Below are 25,776 nucleotides of genomic sequence, written 5' to 3' on the forward strand. Positions count from 1 at the left end.
TCACCGTGTTGCAGCAGCCGGGGCAGGGTTCGGCTGCTGTCAAGCGCTCTAATAGGTATGAATAACGAACTCCCCGCTCGTGGTTCTGCGCTGTGTGGTGGTTGAAGACCAGGTGATGTTCCTGCAGCTCCTGGTGGCGATGCTGCGCACCCTGCCGGGTCTCGAGGTGGTGGGCACGGCCCAGGGGGCGGCTGAGGCCCTGGCGGTGTGCGGAGACCTTCAACCCGATCTGCTGATCCTGGATCTGGCCCTTCCCGACGGTGATGGTGTGGCGGTGATGGCGGCCCTCGCCGAGCGGGAGCATCCACCCCGGGTGATCGTGCTCTCCGGCCAGGTGAGCAGCTTTCTCTGCCCGCGGCAGCTGCGCCCCCATGTGCAGGCGGTGGTCGATAAGACTCGCGCCTACGACGATCTGCGCAGTGAGGTGCAGCGCCTCCTGGATCCCCGGTTTGAGGACAGCGGTGAAGCCGACGCCAGGGGCCGGCTCACGGTGCGCGAGCGCCAGGTGTTCGCCCTGATCGGCAAGGGCTGCACCAATCGCGTGATCGCCGAGCAGCTCGGCCTCTCCCTGCGCACGGTGGAGACCCACCGCAAGAACATCACCGGCAAGGTGGGGGCCAAGGGCGGAGAACTGGTGCGCCTGGCCGCCCTGGATCTGCAGATGACCCTCGACCGTGTGGACTAGGGCCCTGGCACTGGCGGGCCTGGCGGCCCTGGCGGTGCTGATCAACCTGAACCCCCCCACGCTGGTCTTCGATCTCCAGCTGATGCTGGGCATGGCCGTGGCCGTGCTGTCCCTGCTGCTGTTCGGCTGGTGGGGGCTGGTGGTGGGGGCGGCGGCCCTGCTGGCGGGTGCGTGGCACTGGGGGCACCCGTTCGCGGTGCTGATCGGCATGGCCCAGCTGGTGTGGCTGCGCTGGTTCCTCGACCACCGCAACGGCGGCCCCGGCCAGCAGGGCAATGGCCGGATCGTGTTGGCGGCCATCGCCTACTGGCTGGTGGTGGGCATCCCCGCGGTGCTGCTGCTGGCCACCCAGGTGCTGGGGGTGGAGCTGCTCCGCGCCCAGGCGCTGGGGCTCAAGGAAGCGGTGGCGGCGGTGCTGAGCACGGCCCTCGGCCTGGGGGCCTACCTGCTCTGGCGGGTCTTGCGGGAGCGCGGCAAGCCAGGACGGCTGAGTGCGCGCGGCCTCACCTTCACCGTGGTGGTGCTGGCGGTGAGCCTGCCGGCGGTGATCACCCTGATCAGCCTCTCCAGCCAGCTCAAGTTGACGCTGCTCGAAGGCCAGCGTCAGCGGCTGGAGATGGTGGCGGCCCTGGTCACCACCCAGGTGCTGGGCCAGACCCAGGCCCCCGGGAAGCGCCTGCCCGATGGCCTGGCGGCCCGCTGGCAGCTCCCCCAGGGGCTGGCGGGGAGTTCCGATCCGGCCCTCTTCGCCCGCCTGGATCGCGACTTCGAGCCGCTCGCTTCCGCCCCGATCAACACATCCGGCCTCACCATGCTGGTGCCGCGTCAGGCGGAGTTGCCCCTGCAGGCCCGGCAGCAGGGCTACTGGCTGGCGCGGGCCGGATCCACCACCGTGGTGCAGCCGGCCTGGCCGCTGATCCGCCGGCTCGACGCCGAGCTGGTGATCCCCTGCTTTCGCCGGCTGGGACTGGTGCTGCTGCTGGCGGCGGCCCTGGCCGAGCTGCTGGCCAGTGCTGTGGACCGCCAGCTCGCCTGGATGGTCCGCCCGCTTCGCCGGCAACCGCAGGCCGGCCAGACCAGCGAGCTGGCCAGTTCGGCCATCGCTGAGCTGCAGCAGCTGGTGGAGCTGGTGAATGCCAGTGCTCGCCGTGCAAAGGAGCTGGGGGCGTCGCTGCAGCGGGCTGAGGACGAGCTGGCCCACACCGCCCTGGCGATCACCGAGGCGATTCCGGTGGGCACCTACACCACGCTGCGGCGGCCCGGTGAGCAGGAGGCTCGCTTCGCCTTCCTCAGCGACCGCTTTCTTGAGATCTGCGGCCTGGAGCGGGGGGCCCTGCAGGGGGCCGAGGTGAGCCGGGCCTTCACCTCCCTTCACCCGGAGGATCAGGCCGAGTTTCTGCGCCTGGAACACGAGGCCAACGCCCACCGCCACCCCTTCCGCGGCCAGGGCCGTGTGCGGGTGGGTGGAGCCACCCGCTGGCTGCGGGCCGAATCGGTGCCCCGCGATCTGCCCGACGGCTCCACCCTCTGGGAGGGGGTGCTCACCGATGTCACCGAGGAAGTGGAGACCCGCCAGCGGCTGGAAGCCCAGCAGCAGCAGCTGCGCCGCATCCTTGACTTCCTGCCGGTGGCGGTCGCCATCGACCGCATCGAGCCACCCCAGGAGATCCTGTTCCAGAACCGGCGTTGCCTGGAGCTCTTCGGCTATCCCCTGGATGAGGTGCCCACCGTGGAGGCCTGGGCGCAGGTGGCCTACGACGATCCCGAGTACCTGGCCAGCCTCCTCCCGGAGTGGAACGAGGGCATGCGCAACCTCGCCAGCGGCGGAACGATGAAGCCCATGCAGGTGCGCGTGCTCACCCGCGACCGCCGCTGCCGCGAGGTGGTCATCTCGGTCACCCAGCTCGACGACCTGATGCTCGTCACCTTCCTCGACGTGACCGAGAGCAAGCAGGCAGCGGCCGCCCTGGAGGAGGCCCTGCGGCGCGAGAGCACCCTCAAGGAGCGCCAGCGGCGGGAGCTGGAGGCCAAGCTGCACACCAGCCTCACGGCGGCGGCGGTGGCCCATGAGATCAACCAGCCCCTGAGCGCCCTGCTGATCAACACCCAGATGCTGCAGGATCAGCTGGAGCGGTTGCCCGAGGGCGAGCTGCAGCGCACGCTGCGGCCCCTGCTGGAGCTTCAGCTTCGGGAGAGCGAGCGGATCGTGGACACGATCGAGCGCATGCGCATGCTGCTGCGCAACGTGCGCACCGATCAACAGCGCATCGACCTCTGTGAGGTGGTGGAGAGTGCCCTGCTCTACCTGGCCGGCCTGCTCGACAGCCAGGCCGTGGCGCTGGAGGGAAGCGGCCTCGATCAGCCCCGCTGGCTGCTGGGGGATGGGGCCCAGCTGCAGATCGCCGTGGCCAACCTGATCCGCAACGCCGTGGAGGCATTGGCTCAGGCTGCTGTGGCAAAGCCGCTGGTGCGCCTCAGCCTGGAGCGCCGGCCGGGAGCGGAGGGGGGCAACTGGCTGGAGCTGCGCATCGCCGACAACGGCCCCGGCTTTGCCGACCACCAGCGCGATCAGCTGCTGCTGGCCAGCACCAAGGCCGGTGGCAGCGGCATCGGCCTGTTCGTGGCGGCCACCGCCGTGGAGAACCACGGCGGTGGCCTGGAGCTGGGACGCAGCCGGGATCTGGGTGGTGCCGAGGTGCTGGTGCGGTTACCGGCCCTGCCCGAGCCTCAGGGCTGAGGCTCGGGCACGGGCAGGGGCACCACCTGCAGGTGGTTGCCCTCCCGGCCCATCACCATCACCGCCGCACCGGCCTCCAGGGCTTGCCGGGGCTCCAGGTTGGTGGCCGCCCAGCTCTGGCCCTGCCAGCGCACCCGGCCCTCGCCGTCGGCATCGAAGGGGCTGATCACCCGCGCCTGATCGGCGGCGTGGGAGAGAGGGATGGGCCGCTCGCGCCGGCGCTGCGACCAGCGCTGCAGCCCCACCAGCAGCGCGCCGGTGAGCAGGGCGAACAGCAGCAGCTGGAGGGCCGCCGGCAGGGGCAGCAGGGCCGTGGTGAGCGACAACGCCAGGCCGGCGAGGGCACCGGCCAGCAGGCCGTCGAATTCAGCCCCGAGGACCTCCAGCAGCAGCAGCGTCAGCCCCACCACCAGCCAGATCAGCGCAGCGACAGCCATGGTCGGGGGAGGGGGAACGCGTGGTGATGCCTCTCCATGCTGCCTACCCTGGGGGGGTGCCGTCGATTCCGGCCTTCACAGGCCGCCGTTGCCCATGGAATCTCTGTTCGGTCTGCCCGCCCTGGTGGTGATGGCGTTTCTGGGCATCAACAGCGTCAAGATCACCAGCGGCGGCCAGTCGCGGCTGGTGGAGCGTCTGGGCAAATACGACCGCCAGCTGCAGCCGGGGCTGTCGTTCGTGCTGCCGGTGGTGGAGAAGGTGGTGAGCCATGAATCGCTCAAGGAGCGGGTGCTCGACATCCCACCCCAGCAGTGCATCACCCGCGACAACGTGGGGATCGAGGTGGATGCCGTGGTGTATTGGCAGCTGCTGGAGCACGCCCGGGCCTACTACGGCGTCGACAACCTGCAGGCGGCGATGGTGAATCTGGTGCTCACCCAGATCCGCGCCGAGATGGGCAAGCTCGATCTGGATCAAACCTTCACCACCCGCCAGGAGGTGAATGAGGCCCTGCTGCGCGAGCTCGATCAGGCCACCGATCCCTGGGGCGTGAAGGTGACCCGCGTGGAGATGCGCGACATCAAGCCGTCGTCGGGCGTGCAGCAGGCGATGGAGCAGCAGATGACCGCCGAGCGCCAGAAGCGGGCGGCGATCCTGCGCTCCGAAGGCGAGAAGGAATCCCAGCTCAATGCCGCCCGGGGCCGGGCTGAAGCCCTGGTGCTCGACGCCAGGGCCAAGCAGCAGGCCCTGGTGATGGAGGCCGAGGCCCAGGCCCAGCAACAGGCCTTGCTCGCCCAGGCCCGCGCCGATGCGGCCACCCGCCTGGCGGAGGCGATGCAGGCCCACCCGGAGGCCACTGAGGCGATCCGGCTGCTGCTCGCCCGCGACTGGATGGCGATGGGCGAGGCGATGGCCCAGGCGCCCGGCGGCAGCGTGCTGATGGTGGATCCCCAGAGCCCGGCCAGCCTGCTGACCGCCCTGCGGGGGTTGCAGCAGGGTCCCAAGAGCTGAGGCTTACCGCTCGCCCCGGTTCTGCTGCTCCTGGCGGCTTTGCCAGTGGGCGAACAGATCGGGCCGCCGCTCGCGGGTGCGCTGCTGCTGCTGCTGCTGGCGCCAGCGGGCGATGGCGCCGTGGTCGCCGCCGCGCAGCACCTCCGGCACGGCCATGCCCCGGAACTCCGCCGGGCGGGTGTAGTGGGGATGCTCGAGCAGCAGGGCGCTGTGGCTCTCCTCCTCCAGCGAGGCGGCGGTGCCCACGGTGCCCGGCAGCAGCCGCACCACGCCATTGATCACCACGGCCGCCGGCAACTCGCCGCCGGTGAGCACGAAGTCGCCGATCGACACCTCCTCGTGGGCCAGGCTGCGGATGCGTTCATCGAAGCCCTCGTAGTGGCCGCAGAGCAGCACCAGTTGGTCGTAGCCGACGGCCCAGCGCTGCAGGTCGGCCTGGCGCAGCGGCTGCCCCTGGGGGCTCATCAGCAGCACCCGGCTCCGCGGCAGCACCGGAATCGCCTCCACCGCCGCGAACACCGGCTCCGGTTTGAGCACCATGCCGGCCCCGCCGCCGTAGGGCTCGTCGTCCACCTTGCGGTACCGGTCGGTGGCGAAGTCGCGCGGGTTGTGGGTGTGCAGGGCGGCGATGCCGGCCTCGAAGGCCCGGCCGATCACGCCCAGGTGCAGCAGTGGCCGCAGGGCCTCTGGGGCCAGACTCACCACATCGAGGCGCATCGGCTCAGGAGGCCGCCGGGGCTGGCCGGCTCACGCGGCGGATCTCGGAGCTGAAGCTGGCCCGGCCGGGGCTGCCGTCGCTGCGGCTCTCCACCGTGGAGCGCAGCCGCAGGTTGGGCTTGGTGAACCAGATGCGCTCGCGCACCTCGCCGCCTTCGCCGCTGAGGCTGAGTTCCAGGCTGCCGTCCGGCCAGAGCTGCCAGCGCCCCAGGGCGCCGTTCACCTCGAAGCTGCCGTTGCCGGCAAACAGGAGCTGGCGCTCCGCCTGGCCCTCGGGGCACAGGCGCAGGCCGCCGGGGGAGCCGGCGCTGCTGGGCTCGATGTAGCCCACCACCAGCTCGCCCCGATCGCTGCTGTGCCACTCATCGCCGTTCTCGCCCTCACTGCCCTCGCCCAGCGCGAAGCGGCTGCGCAACGCCATCCACTCGCCGGCGCAGAAGCGCAGGAAAGCTCCGATCTCCTGGGGCGGAAAGCCGCCCTGCTCGCTGTGGGTGTCGCTCATCGGGCGATTCTCTCAGTCGCCCCGGTAGCCCAGCTCGGTGAGCCGGGCGGCGCTGCGCCGCCAGCCCGGCACCACCTTCACGAACAGCTCGAGATACACAGGCCCGCCGAGCAGCTTCTCCATCTGCAGCCGCGCCCCCTGGCCGATGGTGCGCAGCATGCGCCCGCCCTTGCCGATCAGGATGCCCTTCTGGCTGGCGCGCTCCACCACCACCGTGGCCAGCACAGCGGTGCGCGGCCCATCGTCCACCACCCGATCGATGCTCACCGCCACCGAGTGGGGCACCTCCTCGCGGGTGTGGCTGAGCACCTGCTCGCGGACCAGCTCGGCCATCAGCACCTGCTCGGGCTGATCGCTCACCGTATCGGGGGGGTAGAGGTGGCCACCGGGTGGCAGGGCCGCTCCCAGGGCCTGCACCAGATCGGCGGTGCCCTCGCCGCTGAGGGCACTCACTCGATGCAGGGGCCAGGTCAGGGGCGGCCGCTCCCCGTCGCCGGCCAGCAGCTGGCGGTAGCTGTCCTCCAGGTTCTCGGCCTGCGCGGGCGCCACCTGATCCCACTTGTTGAGGGCCACGTGCACTGGCTGGCGGCAGTGGCGCAGCAGCTCCACGATGAAGCCGTCGCCGCGGCCGGCGTTCTCGCTGCCATCCACCAGCAGCAGCACCACGTCCACGTCGCCGATGGCGCTGCGGGCGGCTTTCACCAGCCGCTCGCCCAGCAGATGGTGGGGCTTGTGGATGCCGGGGGTGTCGAGCAGCACCAGCTGGGCAGCGGGGGTGGTGAGGATGGCCCGCAGGCGATGGCGGGTGGTTTGCGCCACCGGCGAGGTGATCGCCACCTTCTGACCCACCAGTTGGTTGAGCAGGGTGCTCTTGCCCACGTTGGGGCGGCCGATCAGGGCCACGAAGCCGGAGCGGAACGGCGCTGCTGCGCCCGCGTCATCAGTGACAGCGTCTGAGGCGACAGCGTTGCCCAGGGTGTCGCTCCGGGTGCCGCTGGCCAGGAGCCGCGCCGATTCGGCGGGATCGGGAATCGGCAGCAGCACGCCGGCATCGCCAGCGGGCATGCCCAGGCGGCCCTGTGCGTTGCCGGTGCTGCCGGTGCTGCCGGTGCTGCTGGCGCTGAAGGGGTGCGGGTCCATAACCTCAACACTGCCAGTTCGCTGCACCCGGCGCCGCTTGCCATGACCACCACCCCCCTCGAACCCACCTTCCAGCAGGCCATGGAGATCACGGCCCAGTGGCTGGGGCTGTGGGAGAACGGCGAACTCAGCGATGAGGTGCTGGCCGATCGGGTCGCCGAGCTGGTGGCCAGCCGGGACGGCGGCCGCGGCTTCTTCGTGATCAGCCTGGTTGGCGACTGTCCGCTGATGGACCGTCTCCCAGACCCCCTGGTGCTGCAGCTGCGGGAGGCCGGAGCGGGCGTGGTGGACCTCACCGCCCGCAACCTGGCCATGAGCACGGCCATGGCCCTGCACCATCAGCGCCTCGGAGACGCTCAGCAGCAGGCGGGGTCGGAGCGGGTGCGGCGGCGCTGCACCGACCTGCTGCGGCTGCTGGAGCCGCTGGCCGTGAAGGAACGGCTGGAAACACTGCTGGCTGCCGCCCGCGACGGCGCCGGAGACGACGTGGCCTTCCTGGAGCGCTGGGGCTATGACGCCGAGCAGAAGCGTGCCATCACCGGGGCGATCGAGGCCGTGGCTGACTGAGGATCAGTGGCATGCGGCTGGCATCAAACTGGCATTAAAAAGGGTTCTGTACAGGCTGTACAGAACCCCCAGTTCTTGAAACGTCTCTGAATTCTGAACTCAGCGGTTGCTGGAGCGATCCGTCTGCTGGAGCGATCAGTCGCGGCGGCCACCGCCCTGCAGGGCGATGATCAGACGCAGGATGAAGATGAACAGGTTGATGTAGGTGAGATACATCCCCAGTGCCCCGGCCAGGTATTGATCGTCGTTGTATGTGCGCGGCATCGTGTAAAAGTCCACGAAGGCCGCCCCCACGAACAGCACGGTGCCGAAGCCGGCAATGATCAGTTCCAGGCCCGTGCCGCCGAACATGCCGGGCACGAAGATGCTGCCCACGATCTGCACCACCATCGCGATCAGCAAGCCGACGATGCCCAGACCCACCACACCGGTGAGGGCCTGGCCGACGCTGTCGCTCATGCGCCGGCCGACGAAGGAGGCGATCACGAAGGTGATGCCGGTGGCCAGGGTGGCGGTGCCGATCGCGCCCACGCCGGCCACGCTGACTGCGTAGGCGACGATGCCGCTGAGGGTGAAGCCGGTGATCAGGCTGTAGGCGGCCAGCAGGGGCAGAGCGGAGCTGTTCTGCGACTTCCTGGCGACGTTCTGGGCCACGAAGAAGAGGATGAAGTTGCCGACCAGGGCCACCCAGAACAGGGGCATGAACAGCCCCGGGCTACTGGCCATCAGGGTGAGGCCCCCGAGCACGCCCGCGGCGGTGAGCACCATGCCGCCACCCACGTAGGGCAGGGCTTTGTTCACGACGTTGGGGCCCACCAGGGCGCTGGATTGCGCCTCGCGGATGGCCTCCTGAAAATTGCTGCTGGCAGGCATGGCGCCCCAGAACTTCAAACTCCATCCATCCTGCCAGCGTCCGGCCGCTGGCGACAGCGCCCGGATGCTCCCCCTGGTGCGGATCTCCCCCTTCAGCGCCGGCGCTTGTCGCGCTGCTCGTAGGCCGTCACCAGCCGCTGCACCAGGGGGTGGCGCACCACGTCGGCGGCGCTGAGATGGCAGATGGCCACCCCCTCCACCCCGTCGAGCACCTGGGCCGCTTCCACCAGCCCGCTCACCATCGCGCTGGGCAGGTCGGTCTGGCTGGGGTCACCGGTGACCACCATGCGCGAGTTCTCGCCCAGGCGGGTGACCACCATGCGCATCTGGGCGCTGGTGGTGTTCTGGGCCTCATCGAGGATCACGAAGGCGTCGGCCAGTGTGCGTCCGCGCATGTAGGCCAGGGGGGCCACCTCGATCACACCCTTCTCCAGCAGCACGCCGGTGCGCTCCGCCCCCAGCAGGGTGTGCAGGGCGTCGTAGAGGGGCCGCAGATAGGGATCCACCTTCTGCTGCAGGTCGCCGGGCAGGAAGCCGAGGCGTTCACCGGCCTCCACCGCCGGCCGGGTGAGGATCAGCTTCTCCACCCGCCGGTCCTGGAGCATGCGCACCGCCAGCACGGTGGCCAGGAAGGTTTTGCCGGTGCCGGCCGGGCCCAGGGCCAGGGTGAGGTCGTGGCGCTCCATGGCCTGTACGTAGGCCTTCTGGCGCAGGGTGCGCGGCCGCAGCAGGCGGCCGGTCTGGCTGCGGGCCAGCACCAGGTTGCCGAGGTCGCGGTGCTCCTCGCCGCGGCCGCTGTCGAGGGCCTGCAGGGCGGTGTTGAGGTCCACCTGACTGATGCTCTGGCCGTCCTGCCAGAGGGGCCGCAGCAGATCGAGCAGGGAGGTGGCGCGCTCCAACTGGGGAGCTCGGGCCCGCAGGCACAGATCCAGACCCCGCAGCACCACAGAGGCGCCGGTGAGGGCTTCGAGCCGGCGCAGGGTGGCTTCCCCCTCACCGGCCAGGGCCAGGGCCGCCTGCGGTGAGGGCAGGGAGAGGGTGGCGCTGCAGAGGCCTTCGGATTCGGCCATCGGGCCGTAGCTCAAGCGTCCGCGGGGGCCTCGTCGGCGGGAGCTTCGGCAGCTTCGGCTTGAGCAGCGGCGGCAGCGGCAGCGGCTTCAGCAGCGGCGGCAGCTTCAGCTGCCTTGGCCTCGGCGGCTTCCCTGGCGGCCTGTTTGGCGGCAGCCTCGCGGGCGGCGGCCTGCTTCTTCTGGCCCACCACCACTGATGGCCGCACGCTCTTCTCCACCAGGCCGCCGCGCTCCAGCAGGGTCAGCACGGTGTCGGTGGGCTGGGCGCCCTGGGCCAGGCGGGAACGGATGGCCTCGGTGTCGAGCCGGGTTTCCTTGGTGCGGGGGTTGTAGAAGCCCAGCTCTTCAAGCGGCCGACCGTCGCGGCGGGAGGTGCTGTTGACGGCCACCAGACGGAAGCTCGCTTCCCGCTTCTTGCCAAACCGCTTCAGGCGGAGCTTGATCATCGTGGCCTAGCCGCAAAAGGGACAAAGAAACAACTTAGCCCCTGGGGTGCACCGGGTTTCAGAGGTCGCCGAAGCCCTTGCGCTTCTTCGCCGGCCTGGGGGCCTTGCCCGGTGCGCGACCACGGCCGTGGCCCGGCGCCCCCCCAGCCGGCATGCCACCCATCCCCGGCATCCCGGCCATGCCAGGGAAGCCACCGCCCATGCCAGGCATGCCCGGCATGCCGCCGCTCTGGCTCATCTGCTTCATGAAGCCGCGCATCTTCTGAAAGTCGGCCAGCACCTTGTCCACATCGGCGGGGGGGTGGCCGCTGCCGCCAGCGATGCGCCGGCGACGGGAGGGGGTGGAGGCCAGCAGGTCGGGGTTGCGCCGCTCCGACTCGGTCATCGAGCCGATCATCGACTCGATCCGCTTGAGCTGCTGCTCCCCCTGCTTGAGCATGCCGTCGTCGATCTTGTTCATGCCGGGGATCAGCTTCATCAGCCCGCCCAGCGAGCCCATGCGCTTGATCAGGCGCATCTGCTGCAGGAAGTCGGAGAAATCGAAGGTGGCCTGCTGCAGCTTTTCCTGCATGCGGGCCACATCGGCCAGTTCCACCTCCTTGGTGGCCTTTTCCACCAGGGTGAGCACATCGCCCATGCCCAGGATGCGACTGGCCATACGCTCGGGGTGGAACGGCTGCAGGGCCTCCACCTTCTCGCCGGTGCCGATGAACTTGATCGGCGCTCCGCTCACCTTGCGGATCGAGAGCGCCGCCCCGCCGCGCGAATCGCCGTCGAGCTTGGTGAGCACGGCACCGGTGATGCCCACCTGCTCGTGGAAGGCGCGGGTGAGCTCGGCCGCCTCCTGGCCGATCATCGAGTCCACCACCAGCAGCACCTCATCGGGCTGGCAGGCCTCGCGGATCCGCACCATCTCCTCCATCATCGATTGATCGATCTGGAGGCGGCCGGCGGTGTCCACCAGCACGGTGTCGAAGCCCTCCTCGCGGGCCTTGGCGATGCCTGCTGCGGCAATGGCTTCCGGTTTGACGTCGGTGCCGAGACTGAACACCTCCACGCCGATCTGGGCGCCCAGGGTCTGCAGTTGCTCGATGGCGGCGGGGCGGTAGACATCGGCGCCCACCATCAGGGCCCTGCGCCCCTGCTCCTTGAGATGGAGGCCGAGCTTGGCGGTGGCGGTGGTCTTACCGGCTCCCTGCAGACCAGCCATCAGCACCACCGCCGGCTCCCCGGGTCTGCCACCGGCAGCCAGGGGAGTGTTCTCGCCGCCCATGGTGTCCACGAGCTGTTCGTGCACCACCTGGATGAATTTCTGATCCGGGCTGACGCCGCGCACCACTTCGGCGCCGAGGGCCTTCTTGCGCACCTCCGCCACGAACTCCTTCACCACCTGCAGGCTCACATCGGCCTCCAGCAGGGCGCGGCGTACGTCCTTGAGGGCGCCCTCCACGTTGGTTTCACTGATCGTGGCCTGACCCCTCAGGCCCTTGACCGCATCCTCAAACCGCTGGGAGAGCTCATCGAACATGGCGGTATGGCCTGGTGCGGATGGGATGGATCGTAAAAAGCGGCCGGCGCCAGCTTCGCGGCAGCCTGCTCAGTTCACGCGCTCGAAGCTCACCAGCCGCCAGGTGTCGCCCTCGCGGCTGAACACGTAGCGGTTGCGCAGGGTGAGGTTGCTGGCCTCACCCACGGCCTGGCCCTGGCTGTCGCGGCGTTCGCCCCGGTAGCGGATGCTGGCCACCGCGGTGACACGCTGGGGCGTGCTGGCCTCCAGGCGCAGGTTCTCCACGCTGGTGTCGATGCGCTGGGTGTGGTTTCTGGCCTGGTCGGAGCGCCGTTCGGCCTGCAGCTGGCGCAACTGACCGTCCTGGGCGAGGTCGTCCAGCTTGGCCTTCGGCTCTTCGCCGGCCAGCACCGCCGACTTGGCCGTCAGCCAGGTCTCGAGCAGGGTCTGGATCTCGGTTGGGCTGGGCTCGTCGCTGCGCAGCGGAATCGCCGCCGGCGGAGCTGGGGCAGGGGTGGCTGGCGGAGCCGGGACAGCGCCCCCGGTTGCACCGTCGCCGCTCGCCGCCTCCCCGTTGGCCGCACCGCTCTGCTCTGGTGCCTCTGGGCTGCCGTTGCTGCCGCCGGTGCCCTCGGCGGCCGGCTCAACCCCCACCCCAGCCGGCCTGGACCGCAGCAGCGTGACCAGGCCCAGGGCCACCAGCGCGGCGGCAAGGGCGGCGGCCAACAGCAGGGCCGGCCGCCGCCAGCGCCCGGCCATCCACCCCGGCACAGCCTGCTGCTCCTCAGCGTCCTCCGCCCCATCCAGGCTGTCGTCGCTGTCGCCGTTGTCTTCGCCCAGGGGCCCGAAGCCGAGCAAGGCCTGGGCTCCGGGCAGGGCCGCGCCAGCCAGGGCGAAGGGTGAGCGCAGGCCAGCGCCGAACAGCGGCTGGCTGCCCGCGGGGCTGTCCGGGCTGAAGGTGGTGGCCGCGGTGGCGGCCACGGGTGACGGCTGCAGGCTGTCGAGGTAAGCCTGCACGTCGCGATCGGCGAAGTAGGCCTCGAGGTCGGCGTCGGCCTCCAGGTCGCGGTAGCCGGGCAGCACGTCCCGGGCCAGCCAGTCGCGGCAGTAGGCGCACACCTGGGCCAGGGGATCGTCGCTCTGGCGGGCCGCCCACTGCTTGAGCTCCTCGCTTGCGGCCTCGGCAAACTGAAACTCGGCGCTGTCCACCTGGCCCAGCAACAGGTTCAGGCAGGCCAGCAGGGGCTGCAGTTCCGGCTTGTCGAGGACCAGCAGCCGGCTGCGGGCGGCAGCGATCCGCTCCGGTTTGCGCTGCGCGAAACCGAGCGCGGTGAGGGCCGTGGCGGCCAGGAAGTCGGCATAGGCCGACTGGGGTGCCCAGCGCTCGAACAGATCGATCTGCTCCTGCACCGTGAGGTAGGCGCGGATCTGGCGGAAGAAGGCCTGGAATTCCTCCGCGCTGAAATCGGGGTCGCCGTGGCCGTCCAGCCCCCCCCGTTCGGCCACCAGCTCCTCCAGCAGTGCCAGTCCGTCGCTGCGCTCCTGGGTGGAGCCGAGGTCGCGGCTGAGCAGATCGAGCACCCGGTAGGGCCGCAGGGTGCGGCGCTGGCTGGCCATCCGCTGGCGCAGCTCGCCGTGCTGACCCATGCGCTGCAGCAGCTGGCTGCCCTGGCCCAGCACCTGGGCCGCGGCTTCGTAGCGGCGCTCCTGGCGCAGTTCTGAGGCTGCCTCCAGGCAGGCCAGGCCGGCCAGCAGGCTCAGATCGGCTTCCCGGCCGCTGCCCAGGGCCGGGGCCTGGGGCGGCTGCAGGGCACGGCTGGTCAGCTCAAAGCAGTCGATGGGCAGGCCCGCCTCCAGCAGCAGCAGCAGGCCTGCCACGTCCTTGCTGGCCGGCACATCCAGGGCGGCCAGCAGCGATTCCCCCGACGCGCTGAGGGCGGTGAGTTCTGATTCGTAGTGGGATCGCCGCACCGGATCCGTGAGCAGGTCGGCGCTGCTGCGGAGCAGCTCGGCACGGGCCTGCAGGGTGTCCAGCGTGAAGCCCTGCTCGGGGGGACGATCGATGCGCTGCTCTGACACGCGGAGCACCGACTGCAGATCGGTGTTGGGGCTCACTCCGAGCAAGCGGAAGTGATCGATCGGTAGGTCCAATCCCCTCGCTCGGGCGGGTGTCCGACTGTATACAGGGTCCGTCGAGAAGAGAATTGATTACTGGGACATGGCCACCGGGGACTGACCATCGTGGACACTGCGGCCGGGGCCAGACCCCGTAGAGTCCGGCCACGATTTCAGGCCATACCCTCCAAGTCCTGTTCACCTTCCCTTCCACCCAGCCACACAGCCCCAGCAACCCAGCTCCATCCACACACCCGAGTTCAGAGCCCGCCCTGACCAGCACCTTGACCCGATGACCCAGGCAGACACGAGCCGCGACCTGGCAGGCCAGGCGCTTCAAGGTTCCGGAGCCCCGTCCTGCTCCGCCGACTCCACCCACGTGGCCGGCGCCCACGCCGAGCGGCTCGAGAATCTCTACCCCGGAACTCCGGCCGTGGTGGATCGGGAGCAGGGCCTGATCCTCTACCGCGACATGGTGCTGGGTCGCCGTTTTGAGGACAAGTGCGCGGAGATGTATTACCGCGGCAAGATGTTCGGTTTCGTGCATCTCTACAACGGCCAGGAGGCTGTGAGCACCGGTGTGATCAAGGCCATGAAGGCCCAGCACGACTGGTTCTGCAGCACCTACCGCGATCACGTGCATGCCCTGAGCTGCGGCGTTCCGGCACGCGAGGTGATGAGTGAGCTGTTCGGCAAGGAAACGGGTTGCAGCAAGGGTCGCGGTGGCTCGATGCACCTGTTCTCCAGGGAGCATCACCTGCTTGGGGGCTATGCCTTCATCGGCGAGGGCATTCCGGTGGCCCTGGGGGCGGCCTTCACCAGCCGCTACAAGCGCGATGCCCTCGGTGATGCCTCCAGCGATGCCGTCACGGCGGCCTTCTTCGGCGACGGCACCTGCAATGTGGGTCAGTTCTACGAGTGCCTGAACATGGCGGCCCTCTGGAGGCTGCCGATCCTGTTCGTGGTGGAGAACAACAAGTGGGCCATCGGCATGGACCACAACCGCGCCACCAGTGATCCGGAGATCTGGCGCAAGGCCGCGAGCTTCGGCATCCACGGCGAGGAGGTGGACGGCATGGACGTGCTGGCCGTGCGCGCCGCCGCCGAGCGGGCCATCGAGAGGGCTCGATCGGGAGAGGGCCCAACCCTGCTGGAGTGCCTCACCTACCGCTACCGCGGCCATTCCCTGGCCGATCCCGATGAGCTGCGTGAGCAGGCCGAGAAAGAGTTCTGGGCCAAGCGTGACCCGATCAAGGGGCTGGCCGGCCACCTGATCGAGCAGAACCTGGCCACGGCCGATGAGCTCAAGGCCATCGACAAGGAGATCGACGCCGAAGTGGCCGATGCGGTGGCGTTCGCCCTGGCGGCTCCGGAGCCCAAGGGAGAGGAGCTCACCCGTTACATCTGGGCTGAAGACTGAGCTCAGGATTCAGCTGGGGCGCCAGGGTCCACCTCAGAGGCCGTGCAGCCTGGCCTGCTCCGCCGCCGCCCGGAACACCAGGCTGTGGCGCTCCACCAGCTGCGGCAGATCGTCGTAGCCACCGCCGATCACGCTGGCCACCGGGATCCCCCGCCGCAGGCAGGCATCGAGCACCAGGTGATCCCGGCGCAGCAGGCCCTCGGAGCTGAGGGCCAGGCGACCGAGACGGTCGTGGCGGTGGGGGTCGACGCCGGCGTTGTAGAGCACCAGCTGGGGGCGCACCCGCTCCAGCTGCTCAGGAATCAGGTCGCCGATGGCCGCGATGTAGGCGTCGTCCTCGAGGCCGTCCGCCAGGGCCAGGTCGCAGTCGCTGGTGGCCTTGCGCAGGGGAAAGTTGCTGGCGCAGTGCACCGAGAGCGTGAACACCCGGGGCTCGCCGGCGAAGATCGCCGCGGTGGCATCCCCCTGATGCACATCCAGGTCGATCACCATCAGCTGGCTCAGCGTTCCCTCCGCCAGCAGCACCCGGGCGGCCACGGCCACGTCGTTGAAGATGCAGAAGCCGCTGCCGGCCATGGCGAAGGCGTGGTGGGTGCCGCCCGCCAGGTGACAGGCCAGACCATGGCGCAGGGCGAGCCGGGCGGTGAGCACCGTGCCCCCCACCGAGAGCCAGGTGCGGCGCACCAGCGGCGCCGTGGCCGGCAGGCCGATGCGGCGCTGCTCGCGCGCACCCAGTTGCCCCCGGCAGAAGGCCTGGTGGTAGGCACGCGGATGCACCAGCTCGAGCCAGCGCCGCGGGGCCGGCAGGGGCTGGTGCAGCTGGCTGGATCGGGCCAGGTCGTGGTTGTGCAGCCACTGGTGCAGCAGCCGAAACTTGGCCATCGGGAAGCGATGGCTGCTGGGCAGCGGGGCCGAGTAGGCCGGGTGATAGACGAGGGGAGGCCGCAGCGGCTGGGGGTCAGAGCGCGCTTGGCATTCTGCGGGTGAGATTGCGCAGCTTGCGCAGGGCCTTGAGTTCCACCTGTCGCACCCGCTCGCGCGACACCTCGAGCTGACGGCCGATCTCGGCCAGGGTGTGACGGTCCTGGCCGTCCAGGCCGAAGCGCAGTTCCAGCACCTGCCGCTCCTGGGCGCCGAGGTGACTCAGCCAGCGGCTCAGCTGCTCATGGTGCATGCCCCGCTCCACGCGATCGAGCGGTTCCTCCACCCCGGTGTCCGCGATCAGGTCACCGAGGAAGCTGCGGCCGTCGTCACCGTTCACCGGTGCATCCAGGCTGGAGGTGGTGAGGGACTGGCGCAGCAGGCCATCGAGTTCCGCCACGGGGATGGCCATGGCCTCGGCGATCTCACTGCGGCTGGGCATGGAGCCGAGCTTGTGGGCCAGATCGAGGCTCACCCGGCGCACGGTGCTGAGCCGTTCGGAGAGGTGCACCGGCAGGCGGATGGTGCGTGACTGGCAGGCGATCGCCCGCGTCATGCTCTGGCGAATCCACCAGAAGGCATAGGTGGAAAATTTGTAGCCGCGGGTGGGATCGAATTTCTCCACCGCCCGCTCCAGCCCCAGGGAGCCCTCCTGGATCAGATCCAGCAGTTCCAGCCCCTTGCCCTGGTATTTCTTGGCGACACTCACCACCAGGCGCAGATTGGCCTTCATCATGCGCTGCTTGGCGCGCTTGCCGATGCGCAGGATAGTGCGGGCCTGCAGGGATGGGACCGTGGTGATTGTTGCAAGAGACGTTGCTGCGCAGCCGGTATCTGCGCAGCCGGTATTTTCACTGCTGTTTGATGCATCTCCGGGATCGGATGGCTCCTCGGGAGGATGGCTGGTGTCAGCATCTTCAAGCAGGCGCATCATCGCCTGCACCTGATTGCCGAGCTCGATTTCTTCGGCGGGGGTGAGCAGTGGTTCCCGGCCGATGTTGGACAGATACCAGCTCACCGGATCGCTGTTGCGTTGACGATGGCCTTCGCTGGCTCGCAGGCTGGAGGCACTCATCGTGAAACACGGTTCGGTGCGGCACTATCAACTGAAGTGGTGATCAGTGGCGGTGTTTTCAGTAACCCTTTGGCTTTTACTTGCAAAACAACACACAGCCTCACCCCGGCTCAGTCCCGGTTCCCGGTCGCCAGGCAGCGAGCCACCGCCTGCGCCGAGGCGCGGCCCGCACCCCCCTGCTGCAGGCGCAGGCCGGCGTCGGCGTGGGCCAGTGACGCCGTGGCCAGCAGAGCGGCGCTGGCGTCTTCCCCCGCCGCCAGGGCCATGGCGCCGACCGCCGCCCCGTAGCCGGCCAGCACATCCCCCAGGCCGGCCCGGGCCGCCGCCGGCGCGGCCTCCAGCAGCTGCCAGCGCCGTCCATCGCTGGCGGCCACCACGCTGCGCGCTCCCTTGAGCAGCACGGCCGCCCCGCTGAGGCCGGCCGCCGCCGCCGCCGCCTCCAGGGCCGGGGCGTCGCTCCACTGCGGAAACAGGCGGTTGAATTCCCCCCGGTGGGGCGTGATCCAGGTGGGCCCTCCCCGCTCCCGCAGCCAGTCGTCCGCTCCCAGGGCAGCGAGGCGGTTGAGGCCGTCGGCATCCAGCACCAGCAGCCCCGTGAAGCCCTGCAGCCGCTGCCAGGCCTGGGCTTCGTCGGCCCTACCCCCGTGGCCATCGGCCCCCACCGTTGCCCCCAGCCCCGGTCCCACCAGCACCGCATCGAGCCGATCCAGCTCGGCCTCGCCCAGCTGGGCCAATGCCAGGTGGCCCTGGTCGTCGCAGGCCAGGGCCCGGCTCACCACCACGTGGGGCTGGGTGCTCCAGAGCCCCTCGGCCAGGCAGGCGGGCAGCGCTGCCCGCAGGCTGCCGCAGCCGGCGGCGCTCGCACCCTCCAGAGCCAGGGCCGCCGCCCCCCGGTAGCGCTCGCTGCCTGCCACCACCAGCAGCCGGCCGCGGCCGTACTTGGCCGCCGCCGGATCCAGGGCCGGCCAGGGAGCAGCGGCCAGATCGCCAGGCGCCAGCCCCAGGGGCTGGGCGGCGGGAAGGCCCGTCAGCAGCGCCGGCGCCAGGGCCAGGTCGATCCGCCGCAACGCCCCAACCCAGCGCAGGGCGTCGTCCTGCACCAGGCCGCTCTTGCGCAGGCCCAGGGTGTAGGTGTGGCTGGCCTGGGCCGCTGCCTCCCCCAGGCAGCGGCCGCTGTCGGCGCAGAGCCCGGTGGGCACATCGATCGCCACCAGCCGCCCGGGCCGTTGCCGCGCCCGCTCCCGGAACAGCTCCTGCAGGGCCCCATCGGGCGGGCGCCGCTGGCCGATACCCAGCAGCGCATCGATCCACAGGGCCGGGCCGGCTGGATCCGGCGGCGCCTGCAGCTCTGGCACCCCCAGCCAGTCGGTGTGGCGGAGGTGGCTGGCGGTGAGCGGCTTATGGCGCTCGAACGGACTCCAGATCGCCACCGCCAGGCCGGCCAGGTGCAGCTCGCGGGCCACCACCAGGCCGTCGCCGCCGTTGTGGCCCGGCCCCACCAGCACCACGGCCCCGTGCCGCTCCAGCACCCCACCGTGGTGGCGCCGCAGGGCCCGGCTCAGGGCCAGTGCCGCCTTCTCCATCAGCGCCTCCACCGGCAGCCCGGAGGCGAACAGCTGCTGCTCCAGTGCCGCCATCTGCTCGCCGCTCACCAGCAGGTGTTCGGCATCCCGCGGCGGCCAGGGGCCGGGTGGCGGAGCCGTGGGCTGGGCCTCGGAGCTGGTCACGGCAGAACAACGGCGCTCGGTTTCATGATGGGAACATCTGAGCGTTTCTCCCAGCCCTTGGCCGCCTCCTGCCCACCTGGATCCTCTGCGGTCATCGCCACGGGCTCCACGGCCACGGCCACAGGCGCCATGGCCACGGCTGCGGGTGCGGCGGCCCTTGAGCGCCTGCGGGCCTGGCCCGGCGAGCGGCGGGTGGCGGTGGGCCTCTCCGGCGGGGTGGACAGTTCGCTCACCGCGGCCCTGCTGGTGCAGGCGGGCTGGCAGGTGGAGGGCCTCACCCTGTGGCTGATGAGCGGCAAGGGGGCCTGCTGCGCCGAGGGCCTGGTGGATGCCGCCGGCATCTGCGAGCAGCTGGCCATTCCCCACCACGTGGTGGATTTCCGCGACCACTTCCGCGAGCAGATCGTGGATTTCCTTGTGGAGGGCTACGCCGACGGCGTCACGCCCCTGCCCTGTTCGCGCTGCAACCGGGCGGTGAAGTTCGGCCCGATGCTGGCCTGGGCTGAGGCCAAGCGGGGCATCGGGCGCATCGCCACGGGCCACTACGCCCGCGTGCGCCATGCCGAAGCGGCTGATCCCCTGCCGGTGCCGGGCGAGGCGGCGGGCCGCCACCAGCTGCTGCGCGGTCTCGACGGAGGCAAGGACCAGAGCTACTTCCTCTACGACCTGCCCCAGGAGGCCCTGGGCCGGCTGGTGTTCCCCCTGGGGGAGCTCACCAAGGCCGACACCCGCCTGGAGGCCGAGCGCCACGGGCTGCGCACCGCCAGCAAGCCCGAGAGCCAGGACCTCTGCCTGGCCGACCACCACGGCTCGATGCGGGCCTTCCTCGACGCCTATCTGCCGCCGCGCCAGGGGGAGATCGTGCTCGGCGACGGCACCGTGGTGGGCCAGCACGACGGCATCGAGCACTTCACGATCGGCCAGCGCAAGGGGCTCGGCGTGGCCTGGAGCGAACCCCTGCACGTGGTGCGGCTCGATGGGGCCATGAACCGGGTGGTGGTGGCACCGCGCCGCGAGGCCGGCCGCTCTGGCTGCCTGGTGGGCGCGGTGAACTGGCTGTCGATGGCGCCGCCGGCCGGACCGCTGGAGGTGGGGGTGCAGGTGCGCTACCGCAGCGCCCCGGAGCCGGCGCGGCTGATCCCCCTGCCCGCCACCGACGCCGACCGGGCCGCCGGCCGCCCCCACCGGGCGCGGCTGGAGTTCGCCGAGCCCCAGTTCTCGATCACCCCCGGCCAGGCGGCGGTGTTCTATGCCGGCGAGGTGCTGCTGGGCGGTGGGCTGATCCAGGCCTGAGGGCTGGGCCCGCCTCACCAGTAGGGGTCGCTGGCCAGCTCCACCGTGAGTGTGCCGCTGCGGCTGGGTGGCACGGCGGCGATGCAGGCCCGCACCATGCGGCCGTTCACCTCGATCTCGCAGGCGCCGCAGCTGCCCCCCAGGCAGCCGGTGGGGATGGTCACTCCCGCCTGCCGGGCGGCCAGGAGCCAGGGGGTGCCGGCCTCCACGCTGGTGGTGCGGCCATCGGGCCAGTGGATGGTGAGGCTGCGGGTGTTGCTGCGGGGGGGCATCAGGGCTTGAGCAGCGGCTCCAGGTTGACGTGGGCCTCGAAGGCGTCGGCGAGCCGGTCCAGCAGCTGATCGCGCTGGGCGCTGTGGTGGGGCTGATCGAGGCTCAGGGGGGGCAGGCCCCGGCGCTGCCGCAGTCGGTTGAGCCACTGCCGCCGCCAGGGTCCGCTCTCGAACACCCCGTGCAGGTAGGTGCCGGCCACCAGGCCGCCAGCGCCGCCCAGCGCCTGCCACCAGCCCAGTCCGGGGTCGCTGGCCAGGGGCAGGGGCACCGGCTGGTTCCCGGCCTCATCGCTGGCGCCGAGAACGGTGGTGAGGCCGCGGTGCAGCTCGAAGCCGCTCAGCTCGAGCTTGCCCCCGGCTCCAGCAACCGGGCCGGTGCCGCTGCCGCCGCCGGGCCAGAGGGCCTGGCTGCGCCGTTGCCCCAGGGCCTTGGCAGCGCCGAACACGGTGCGCAGTGGCAGCAGATCCAGGCCCCGCTCCCCAGCGCCCGCAGACCCCTCCAGGCCCTCAGGATCCAGCAGTTCGCGGCCCAGCAGCTGCAGGCCGCCACAGAGTCCGAACACATGGCCGCCAGCGGCCGCATAGCCCTGCAGTTCGGCATCCAGCCCGGCGCGGCGCAGGGCCGCCAGGTCGCCCAGGGTCTGTTTGCTGCCCGGCAGGATCACCGCGTCGGGATTGCCGAGGGGATCGCCGGGCCGCAGCCAGCGCAGCCGCACGCTGGGTTCGGCCTCGAGGGGATCGAAGTCGGAGAAGTTGCTGATCGCGGGCAGGCGCAGCACGGCGATCTCCAGCTCGGCGCCGGCCTTGCGGCCGCCCCGCTCCAGCAGATCGAGGGAGTCTTCCGGGGGGAACAGCTCATCGAGCCAGGGCATCACCCCCAGCACCGGCACCCCCGTTTCCCGCTCCAGCCAGCGGCGACCCTCGTCGAACAGCTCCCGGCGGCCCCGGAAGCGGTTGATCAGCAGCCCGCGGATCAGGGGCCGCTGCACCGGGCTGAGCAGCTGCAGGGTGCCCACGATCTGGGCGAACACACCACCGCGCTCGATGTCGGCCACCAGCAGGCAGCGGGCGCGCAGGAACTGGGCCAGGCGCAGGTTGGTGAGGTCGCGGGCCTGCAGGTTCACCTCCACCGGGCTGCCGGCCCCCTCCAGCACCAGCCGGCCGCGGGGGTGGGCGGCCTGCAGCTCCGCCAGTCCGGCGCGGATGGCGGCCCAGCCGGGCCGGAACCAGTCGCGGTAGTAGTGCTCGGCGCGGGCGCTGCCCGCCGAGCGGCCCCGGTGGATCACCTCGCTGGTGGAGTCACCCCGGGGTTTGAGCAGCACCGGATTCATGGCGCAGCAGGGCTCCAGGCCCGCCGCCCAGGCCTGCAGCGCCTGGGAGTAGGCCATTTCCCCCCCCGCCTGATCCACCCAGGCGTTGTTGCTCATGTTCTGCCCTTTGAAGGGCAGCGGCTGCTCGCCGCGGCGGCGCAGCACCCGGCAGAGGGCCGCTGTCATCAGGGATTTGCCGGCACCGCTGGAGGTGCCCAGCACCATCAGCGCCGGTGCCGGCGGGCGCAGCAGAGGCCCATCCATCAGAGGCCGGGCCGGTGGCGGCGCAGGTTTTCCAGCATCCGCTCGCGCAGCCTGGCGCGGGGGATCTCGCCCCGGATCCCCTCGAGGATGCGGCGGCCCATGGGTGTGAGCCGCACCCGTTCGGTGAGGCCCTGGCCGTCCACCTCGCGGCGCAGCACCCCCAGCCGGATCAGCCAGCGGAAGTGGGCCTCGGCGCGCTCGGCGCTCACCGGCAGGAAGCACAGTGCTGGCCATTCGCCGCTGCTGGCCAGGGCCGCGCTGCTGATGGCGTCGTCTCCCACCCGCGCGTAGAAGGCCCGCCGGAAGGGGAGGCAGCGCAGGGAGCGGGCGGCGCGCCGGCGGGCGCGGCGTTCGTAGAGCGGAAGTTCCGCAAGCTGGGGCTCAGTGGGCGCGTTCAGTTGGAGCCTCCGGGGAACAGCTGGCCGACCACGGCTCCTTTGCCAGCGGTACCGTACGAAGCCCCATCCTGACTGACCCGGGGAGCCTGATGCTGGTGCTCGCTTCGGCCTCCCCGGCCCGCCGCCGCCTGCTGGAGCAGGCCGGCATCCCCCACCGGGTGGTGGTGAGCGGCGTGGATGAGGAGGCCATCGCTGACCCCGATCCCCAGCAGCTGGTGCAGCGGTTGGCCCGGGCCAAGGCCGAGGCGGTGGCCGCCCGGCTGCAGACGCCCTCTGTGGGGGTGCTGGGCTGTGATTCCCTGCTCACCGTGGCCGGCGTGGTGTATGGCAAACCTGCCGATGCCGCCCAGGCCACGGCCCGCTGGCGCACCATGGCGGGCCGCTGGGGGGAGCTGCACACCGGCCACTGCCTGTTGAGTCCGGCCCGGCCTCTGCTGGCCACGGTGACCACCCGGGTGCTGTTCGCCGCCCTCAGCGAGGCCGAGATCCAGGCCTATGTGGCCAGCGGCGAGCCGCTCCAGTGCGCCGGCGGCTTTGCCCTCGAAGGGCGCGGCGCTCTGCTGGTGGAACGGCTCGAGGGCTGTTTCAGCAATGTGATCGGCCTCAGCCTGCCACTGCTGCGCCGCTGGCTGGCGGCCGCCTGAGCGCCGGCCCTCAGCGATTGAGGAACAGCTGGGTGATGCCGTCGCTCTGGGCGCGGTTCAGCGGCAGGGCGCTGTGCTCGCGGGTGGCCACCAGGGTCATGTCCCGCCAGCGGAACAGGCCGGTGTAGCCGTGATCCACAAACGTGGCCGGCCAGCTGCGCTCGCCATCGCTCACCTCGAGCCGGCCGCTGCGGTCGCTGAAGGTGTAACGGCTGCCATCGGGCTGGCGCACCATATAGCGCGTCACGCCCCGTTCGCTGTTGGCCACCCGCCGCAGCGAGCAGGGCCCGTCGTACACGGGGCGGCCGCCCTTCACCAGGTTGCAGAGGCCATCGAAGCGATCCATCTCCCGCCCGCCCTGCTCCTGGCCGAACAACCGCTGGCTGAGGTCGCGCGACACCTGGCGCTGGCCGAAGCCGTCACTCCAGCAGGTCTGGCTGCGCAGATCGCAGAGGCTGCCGTCGCTGAGGCGGAACTCCGTCGCCACTGGCCGGCCCGCCAGCTGGCGGGTGAGCCGCCACTCGGCCCAGGAGCCCAGATGCTGGCGGGTGAGTGGCAGGGAGACGCCGTTGCGGTCGTAGCAGCTGCTGGTGCCGCGGTCGCAGATCACCCCAGGGGCCGGACTGCTGACGGCCGCGCTCTGGGACTGGGCCAGGGTCATCGGTGCGGGACGGGCCTGGGCGGCAGGCGGGGCTGCGATCAGGCCGGCTCCGAGGGCAGCAACGAGGAGAGCGTTCATGGCGGAATGCACGGTGATTGTGTGTGAGGAATGGGCACCGATTTGCGGTGCAGACCCACACGCTATGGAGCACCTGTGACTGAACTCTTACTGCCGATCGCTGAGTTCTGACTGAATCACCATGAAAAAAACCCCCGCTTGTGGCGGGGGCAGGGGCCCTGGGGCCGGGACCAGGATGCCCTCAGTCGAGGTCGGGCATGGCCAGGGTGGGTTCGGCCTGACGGTCGATGCCCTTCTCGAAACCGGCCGCGGCGGCGCGGGCGCGGCCGGCGTGCCAGAGGTGGCCCACCAGGAAGAAGAAGGCGAGCACGAACTGGGTGGACGCCAGCCACTGGCGGATGTTCACGAAGTTCACCGAGTTGGGTTCGGTGATGATGCCGCCCACCGAGTTCAGGGAGGCGTTGGGGGCGTGGGTCATGTATTCAGCAGCCCGGCGCACCTGCCAGGGCTGAATGTCGTTCTGGAGCTTGTCGAGGCTGAGGCCGTTGGGGCCCCGCAGGGGCTCCAGCCAGGGACCGCGGAAGTCCCAGAAGCGCATGGTTTCACCGCCGAAGATGATCTCGCCGGTGGGTGAGCGCATCAGGTATTTACCAAGACCGGTGGGGCCCATGGCCGAGCCGATGTTGGCGCCCAGGCGTTGGTCACGCACCAGGAAGGTGAAGCTCTGGGCCTGGGAAGACTCGGCGTTGGTGGGGCCGTAGAACTCCGAGGGATAGGCGGTGTTGTTGAACCAGATGTAGGCGCTGGCAATGAAGCTCATCAGGCTGAGGGCCCCGAGGCTGTAGCTCAGGTAGGCCTCACCGTTCCAGATGAAGGCGCGACGCACCCAGCCGAAGGGCTTGGTGATCACGTGCCAGATGCCACCGAAGATGCAGATCAGGCCGATCCAGATGTGGCCACCGATGATGTCCTCCATCGAATCCACCCCGATGATCCAGCCTTCGCCGCCGAAGGGTGCGCGGGTGAGGTAGCCGAAGATCACACCCGGATTGAGGGTGGGGTTGGTGATCAGACGCACGTCACCACCACCGGGGGCCCAGGTGTCGTAGACGCCACCGAAGAACATGGCCTTGAACACCAGCAGCAGAGCGCCGACGCCAAGAAGAATCAGGTGATAACCAATGATGTTGGTCATCTGATTCTTGTCGCGCCAGTCTTGGGAGAAGAAGGTGGAGTAGTTCTCCAGGATCTCCGGACCGCGCAGGGCGTGGTAGAGGCCGCCGAGGCCGAGCACGGCGGAGCTGATCAGGTGCAGCACACCCACCACGAAGAACGGGTAGAGGTTGGTGACCTCACCGCCGGGGCCGACGCCGTAGCCGAGGGTGGCCACGTGGGGGAAACAGATCAGGCCCTGCTCGTACATGGGCTTGTCGAAGGTGAAGTGACTCACCTCGAACAGCATCATGGCGCCGGCCCAGAACACCATCAGCCCGGCGTGGGCGACGTGGGCGCCGAGCAGGCGTCCGGAGAGGTTGATCAGGCGGGCGTTGCCGGCCCACCAGGCATAGCCGGTGGAGTCGAGGTCTTTGCCCCCGACATTCACCAGACCGGAATTAAAGGGCGTTTCCACGGGGCAGTACCTCTTCAGGGAAGACGAAGTTTTCGTGCGGCTGGTCGGCCGGTGCCATCCAGGCCCGGATGCCTTCGTTGAGAAGGATGTTCTTCGTGTAGAAGGTTTCGAACTCGGGGTCTTCGGCAGCGCGGATCTCCTGCGACACGAAGTCGTAGGCGCGCAGGTTGAGGGCCAGGCCGATGATGCCGATGCTGGCGGTCCACAGACCCATCACCGGCACGAACAGCATGAAGAAGTGCAGCCAGCGCTTGTTGGAGAAGGCGATCCCGAAGATCTGGCTCCAGAAGCGGTTGGCCGTGACCATCGAGTAGGTCTCCTCCTCCTGGGTGGGC

Annotated in this window: 24 protein-coding genes and 1 pseudogene; 7 read left to right on the top strand and 18 right to left on the bottom strand. The window is 70.3% G+C overall.

The genetic code is table 11. The annotated features are described in order from the left end of the window. The first annotated feature begins 79 nt into the window (after positions 1-79). Positions 80-685 carry a response regulator transcription factor gene (locus tag KBY96_RS13235; protein ID WP_254979937.1) on the top strand — a complete coding sequence of 202 codons (606 nt, stop codon included), beginning with the start codon at positions 80-82 and terminating at the stop codon, positions 683-685. Then, positions 675-3,422, top strand: a complete 2,748-nt coding sequence (locus KBY96_RS16440; protein WP_254979938.1) for a PAS domain-containing sensor histidine kinase — start codon at positions 675-677, stop codon at positions 3,420-3,422. Before KBY96_RS13235 ends, KBY96_RS16440 begins: the two co-directional genes overlap by 11 nt. On the opposite strand, the gene KBY96_RS13245 is transcribed toward KBY96_RS16440, so the two are convergent. Further along, positions 3,413-3,859 (bottom strand): NfeD family protein, encoded by a 447-nt coding sequence (locus tag KBY96_RS13245; RefSeq protein ID WP_254979939.1) that lies wholly within the window; start codon positions 3,857-3,859, stop codon positions 3,413-3,415. The two genes, KBY96_RS16440 and KBY96_RS13245, sit on opposite strands and share 10 nt — an antisense overlap. Before the next feature lie 94 nt (positions 3,860-3,953). Between KBY96_RS13245 and KBY96_RS13250 the strand changes: the two genes are divergently transcribed. Beyond that, positions 3,954-4,871: an SPFH domain-containing protein gene (locus tag KBY96_RS13250; protein ID WP_254979940.1), complete on the top strand. Its 918-nt coding sequence runs from the start codon at positions 3,954-3,956 to the stop codon at positions 4,869-4,871. Positions 4,872-4,874: 3 nt separating this feature from the next. On the opposite strand, the gene trmD is transcribed toward KBY96_RS13250, so the two are convergent. The 3 genes from trmD to era are packed head-to-tail and all read right to left on the bottom strand — an operon-like array spanning position 4,875 to position 7,230. Continuing rightward, positions 4,875-5,588, bottom strand: a complete 714-nt coding sequence (trmD, locus tag KBY96_RS13255) for a tRNA (guanosine(37)-N1)-methyltransferase TrmD (RefSeq protein WP_254979941.1) — start codon at positions 5,586-5,588, stop codon at positions 4,875-4,877. Between the two features lie 4 nt (positions 5,589-5,592). Next, entirely contained in the window at positions 5,593-6,090 is a 498-nt protein-coding gene (locus KBY96_RS13260; protein ID WP_254979944.1) for a phycobiliprotein lyase, read from the bottom strand. 12 nt (positions 6,091-6,102) lie between these two features. After that, positions 6,103-7,230, bottom strand: coding sequence for a GTPase Era (gene era, locus KBY96_RS13265; RefSeq protein WP_254979946.1), 1,128 nt, complete (start codon positions 7,228-7,230; stop codon positions 6,103-6,105). 42 nt (positions 7,231-7,272) lie between these two features. Between era and KBY96_RS13270 the strand changes: the two genes are divergently transcribed. Further along, complete coding sequence (locus KBY96_RS13270; protein ID WP_254979947.1) at positions 7,273-7,797, top strand: hypothetical protein; 525 nt, start codon at positions 7,273-7,275, stop codon at positions 7,795-7,797. Between the two features lie 135 nt (positions 7,798-7,932). On the opposite strand, the gene KBY96_RS13275 is transcribed toward KBY96_RS13270, so the two are convergent. From KBY96_RS13275 to KBY96_RS13295, 5 genes are all read right to left on the bottom strand, one after another. Further along, a complete protein-coding gene (locus tag KBY96_RS13275) occupies positions 7,933-8,670 on the bottom strand; it encodes a Bax inhibitor-1 family protein (RefSeq protein WP_254979948.1) in 738 nt (245 codons plus the stop codon). 92 nt (positions 8,671-8,762) lie between these two features. Next, the gene (locus KBY96_RS13280; protein ID WP_254979949.1) at positions 8,763-9,740 is read right to left on the bottom strand and encodes a PhoH family protein; all 978 of its coding nucleotides are present in this window, start codon (positions 9,738-9,740) and stop codon (positions 8,763-8,765) included. A gap of 11 nt (positions 9,741-9,751) precedes the next feature. Next, positions 9,752-10,186, bottom strand: a complete 435-nt coding sequence (rpsP, locus tag KBY96_RS13285; RefSeq protein ID WP_254979950.1) for a 30S ribosomal protein S16 — start codon at positions 10,184-10,186, stop codon at positions 9,752-9,754. A gap of 58 nt (positions 10,187-10,244) precedes the next feature. Continuing rightward, on the bottom strand, positions 10,245-11,714 hold the full coding sequence (gene ffh / locus KBY96_RS13290; RefSeq protein ID WP_254979952.1) for a signal recognition particle protein: 1,470 nt from the start codon (positions 11,712-11,714) through the stop codon (positions 10,245-10,247). Between the two features lie 69 nt (positions 11,715-11,783). Continuing rightward, positions 11,784-13,808 carry an ARC6/PARC6 family protein gene (locus tag KBY96_RS13295; RefSeq protein WP_254979953.1) on the bottom strand — a complete coding sequence of 675 codons (2,025 nt, stop codon included), beginning with the start codon at positions 13,806-13,808 and terminating at the stop codon, positions 11,784-11,786. A gap of 292 nt (positions 13,809-14,100) precedes the next feature. Between KBY96_RS13295 and pdhA the strand changes: the two genes are divergently transcribed. Continuing rightward, complete coding sequence (gene pdhA / locus KBY96_RS13300; RefSeq protein ID WP_254979954.1) at positions 14,101-15,228, top strand: pyruvate dehydrogenase (acetyl-transferring) E1 component subunit alpha; 1,128 nt, start codon at positions 14,101-14,103, stop codon at positions 15,226-15,228. A gap of 33 nt (positions 15,229-15,261) precedes the next feature. Here pdhA and KBY96_RS13305 read toward each other — a convergent pair whose 3' ends face one another. The 3 genes from KBY96_RS13305 to KBY96_RS13315 form a co-directional block, all read right to left on the bottom strand. Continuing rightward, positions 15,262-16,176, bottom strand: coding sequence for a histone deacetylase (locus tag KBY96_RS13305; RefSeq protein WP_254979967.1), 915 nt, complete (start codon positions 16,174-16,176; stop codon positions 15,262-15,264). Between the two features lie 10 nt (positions 16,177-16,186). Continuing rightward, positions 16,187-17,224: an RpoD/SigA family RNA polymerase sigma factor gene (locus tag KBY96_RS13310; RefSeq protein WP_254979955.1), complete on the bottom strand. Its 1,038-nt coding sequence runs from the start codon at positions 17,222-17,224 to the stop codon at positions 16,187-16,189. A 110-nt stretch (positions 17,225-17,334) separates the two neighbouring features. Then, on the bottom strand, positions 17,335-18,951 hold the full coding sequence (locus KBY96_RS13315) for an NAD(P)H-hydrate dehydratase (protein ID WP_254979956.1): 1,617 nt from the start codon (positions 18,949-18,951) through the stop codon (positions 17,335-17,337). A 129-nt stretch (positions 18,952-19,080) separates the two neighbouring features. On the opposite strand from KBY96_RS13315, the gene mnmA reads away from it, so the two are divergent. Further along, on the top strand, positions 19,081-20,244 hold the full coding sequence (gene mnmA / locus KBY96_RS13320; protein ID WP_254979957.1) for a tRNA 2-thiouridine(34) synthase MnmA: 1,164 nt from the start codon (positions 19,081-19,083) through the stop codon (positions 20,242-20,244). A gap of 14 nt (positions 20,245-20,258) precedes the next feature. Here mnmA and KBY96_RS13325 read toward each other — a convergent pair whose 3' ends face one another. From KBY96_RS13325 to KBY96_RS13335, 3 genes are read right to left on the bottom strand one after another with little or no spacing between them, the layout of a single operon-like run. After that, complete coding sequence (locus tag KBY96_RS13325) at positions 20,259-20,516, bottom strand: 2Fe-2S iron-sulfur cluster-binding protein (RefSeq protein WP_254979958.1); 258 nt, start codon at positions 20,514-20,516, stop codon at positions 20,259-20,261. Then, positions 20,516-22,051, bottom strand: coding sequence for a cobyric acid synthase (locus KBY96_RS13330; protein WP_254979968.1), 1,536 nt, complete (start codon positions 22,049-22,051; stop codon positions 20,516-20,518). The genes KBY96_RS13325 and KBY96_RS13330 overlap by 1 nt, the downstream gene beginning before the upstream one ends. A gap of 38 nt (positions 22,052-22,089) precedes the next feature. Continuing rightward, positions 22,090-22,488, bottom strand: coding sequence for an Npun_F0494 family protein (locus tag KBY96_RS13335; RefSeq protein ID WP_254979969.1), 399 nt, complete (start codon positions 22,486-22,488; stop codon positions 22,090-22,092). 89 nt (positions 22,489-22,577) lie between these two features. On the opposite strand from KBY96_RS13335, the gene KBY96_RS13340 reads away from it, so the two are divergent. Beyond that, positions 22,578-23,132 carry a nucleoside triphosphate pyrophosphatase gene (locus KBY96_RS13340; RefSeq protein WP_254979959.1) on the top strand — a complete coding sequence of 185 codons (555 nt, stop codon included), beginning with the start codon at positions 22,578-22,580 and terminating at the stop codon, positions 23,130-23,132. Between the two features lie 10 nt (positions 23,133-23,142). Here KBY96_RS13340 and KBY96_RS13345 read toward each other — a convergent pair whose 3' ends face one another. The 3 genes and pseudogenes from KBY96_RS13345 to KBY96_RS13355 form a co-directional block, all read right to left on the bottom strand. After that, entirely contained in the window at positions 23,143-23,871 is a 729-nt protein-coding gene (locus KBY96_RS13345) for a YcgJ family protein (RefSeq protein ID WP_254979960.1), read from the bottom strand. A gap of 181 nt (positions 23,872-24,052) precedes the next feature. Beyond that, complete coding sequence (gene psbC / locus KBY96_RS13350; protein ID WP_254979961.1) at positions 24,053-25,441, bottom strand: photosystem II reaction center protein CP43; 1,389 nt, start codon at positions 25,439-25,441, stop codon at positions 24,053-24,055. Beyond that, positions 25,425-25,776: pseudogene (locus tag KBY96_RS13355) on the bottom strand (photosystem II D2 protein (photosystem q(a) protein)); the annotation flags it as partial. The pseudogene KBY96_RS13355 and the gene psbC, both read right to left, overlap by 17 nt.

Origin of the sequence: Cyanobium sp. ATX 6A2, assembly GCF_024346355.1 — a bacterium.
Taxonomy (GTDB): Bacteria; Cyanobacteriota; Cyanobacteriia; order PCC-6307; family Cyanobiaceae; genus NIES-981.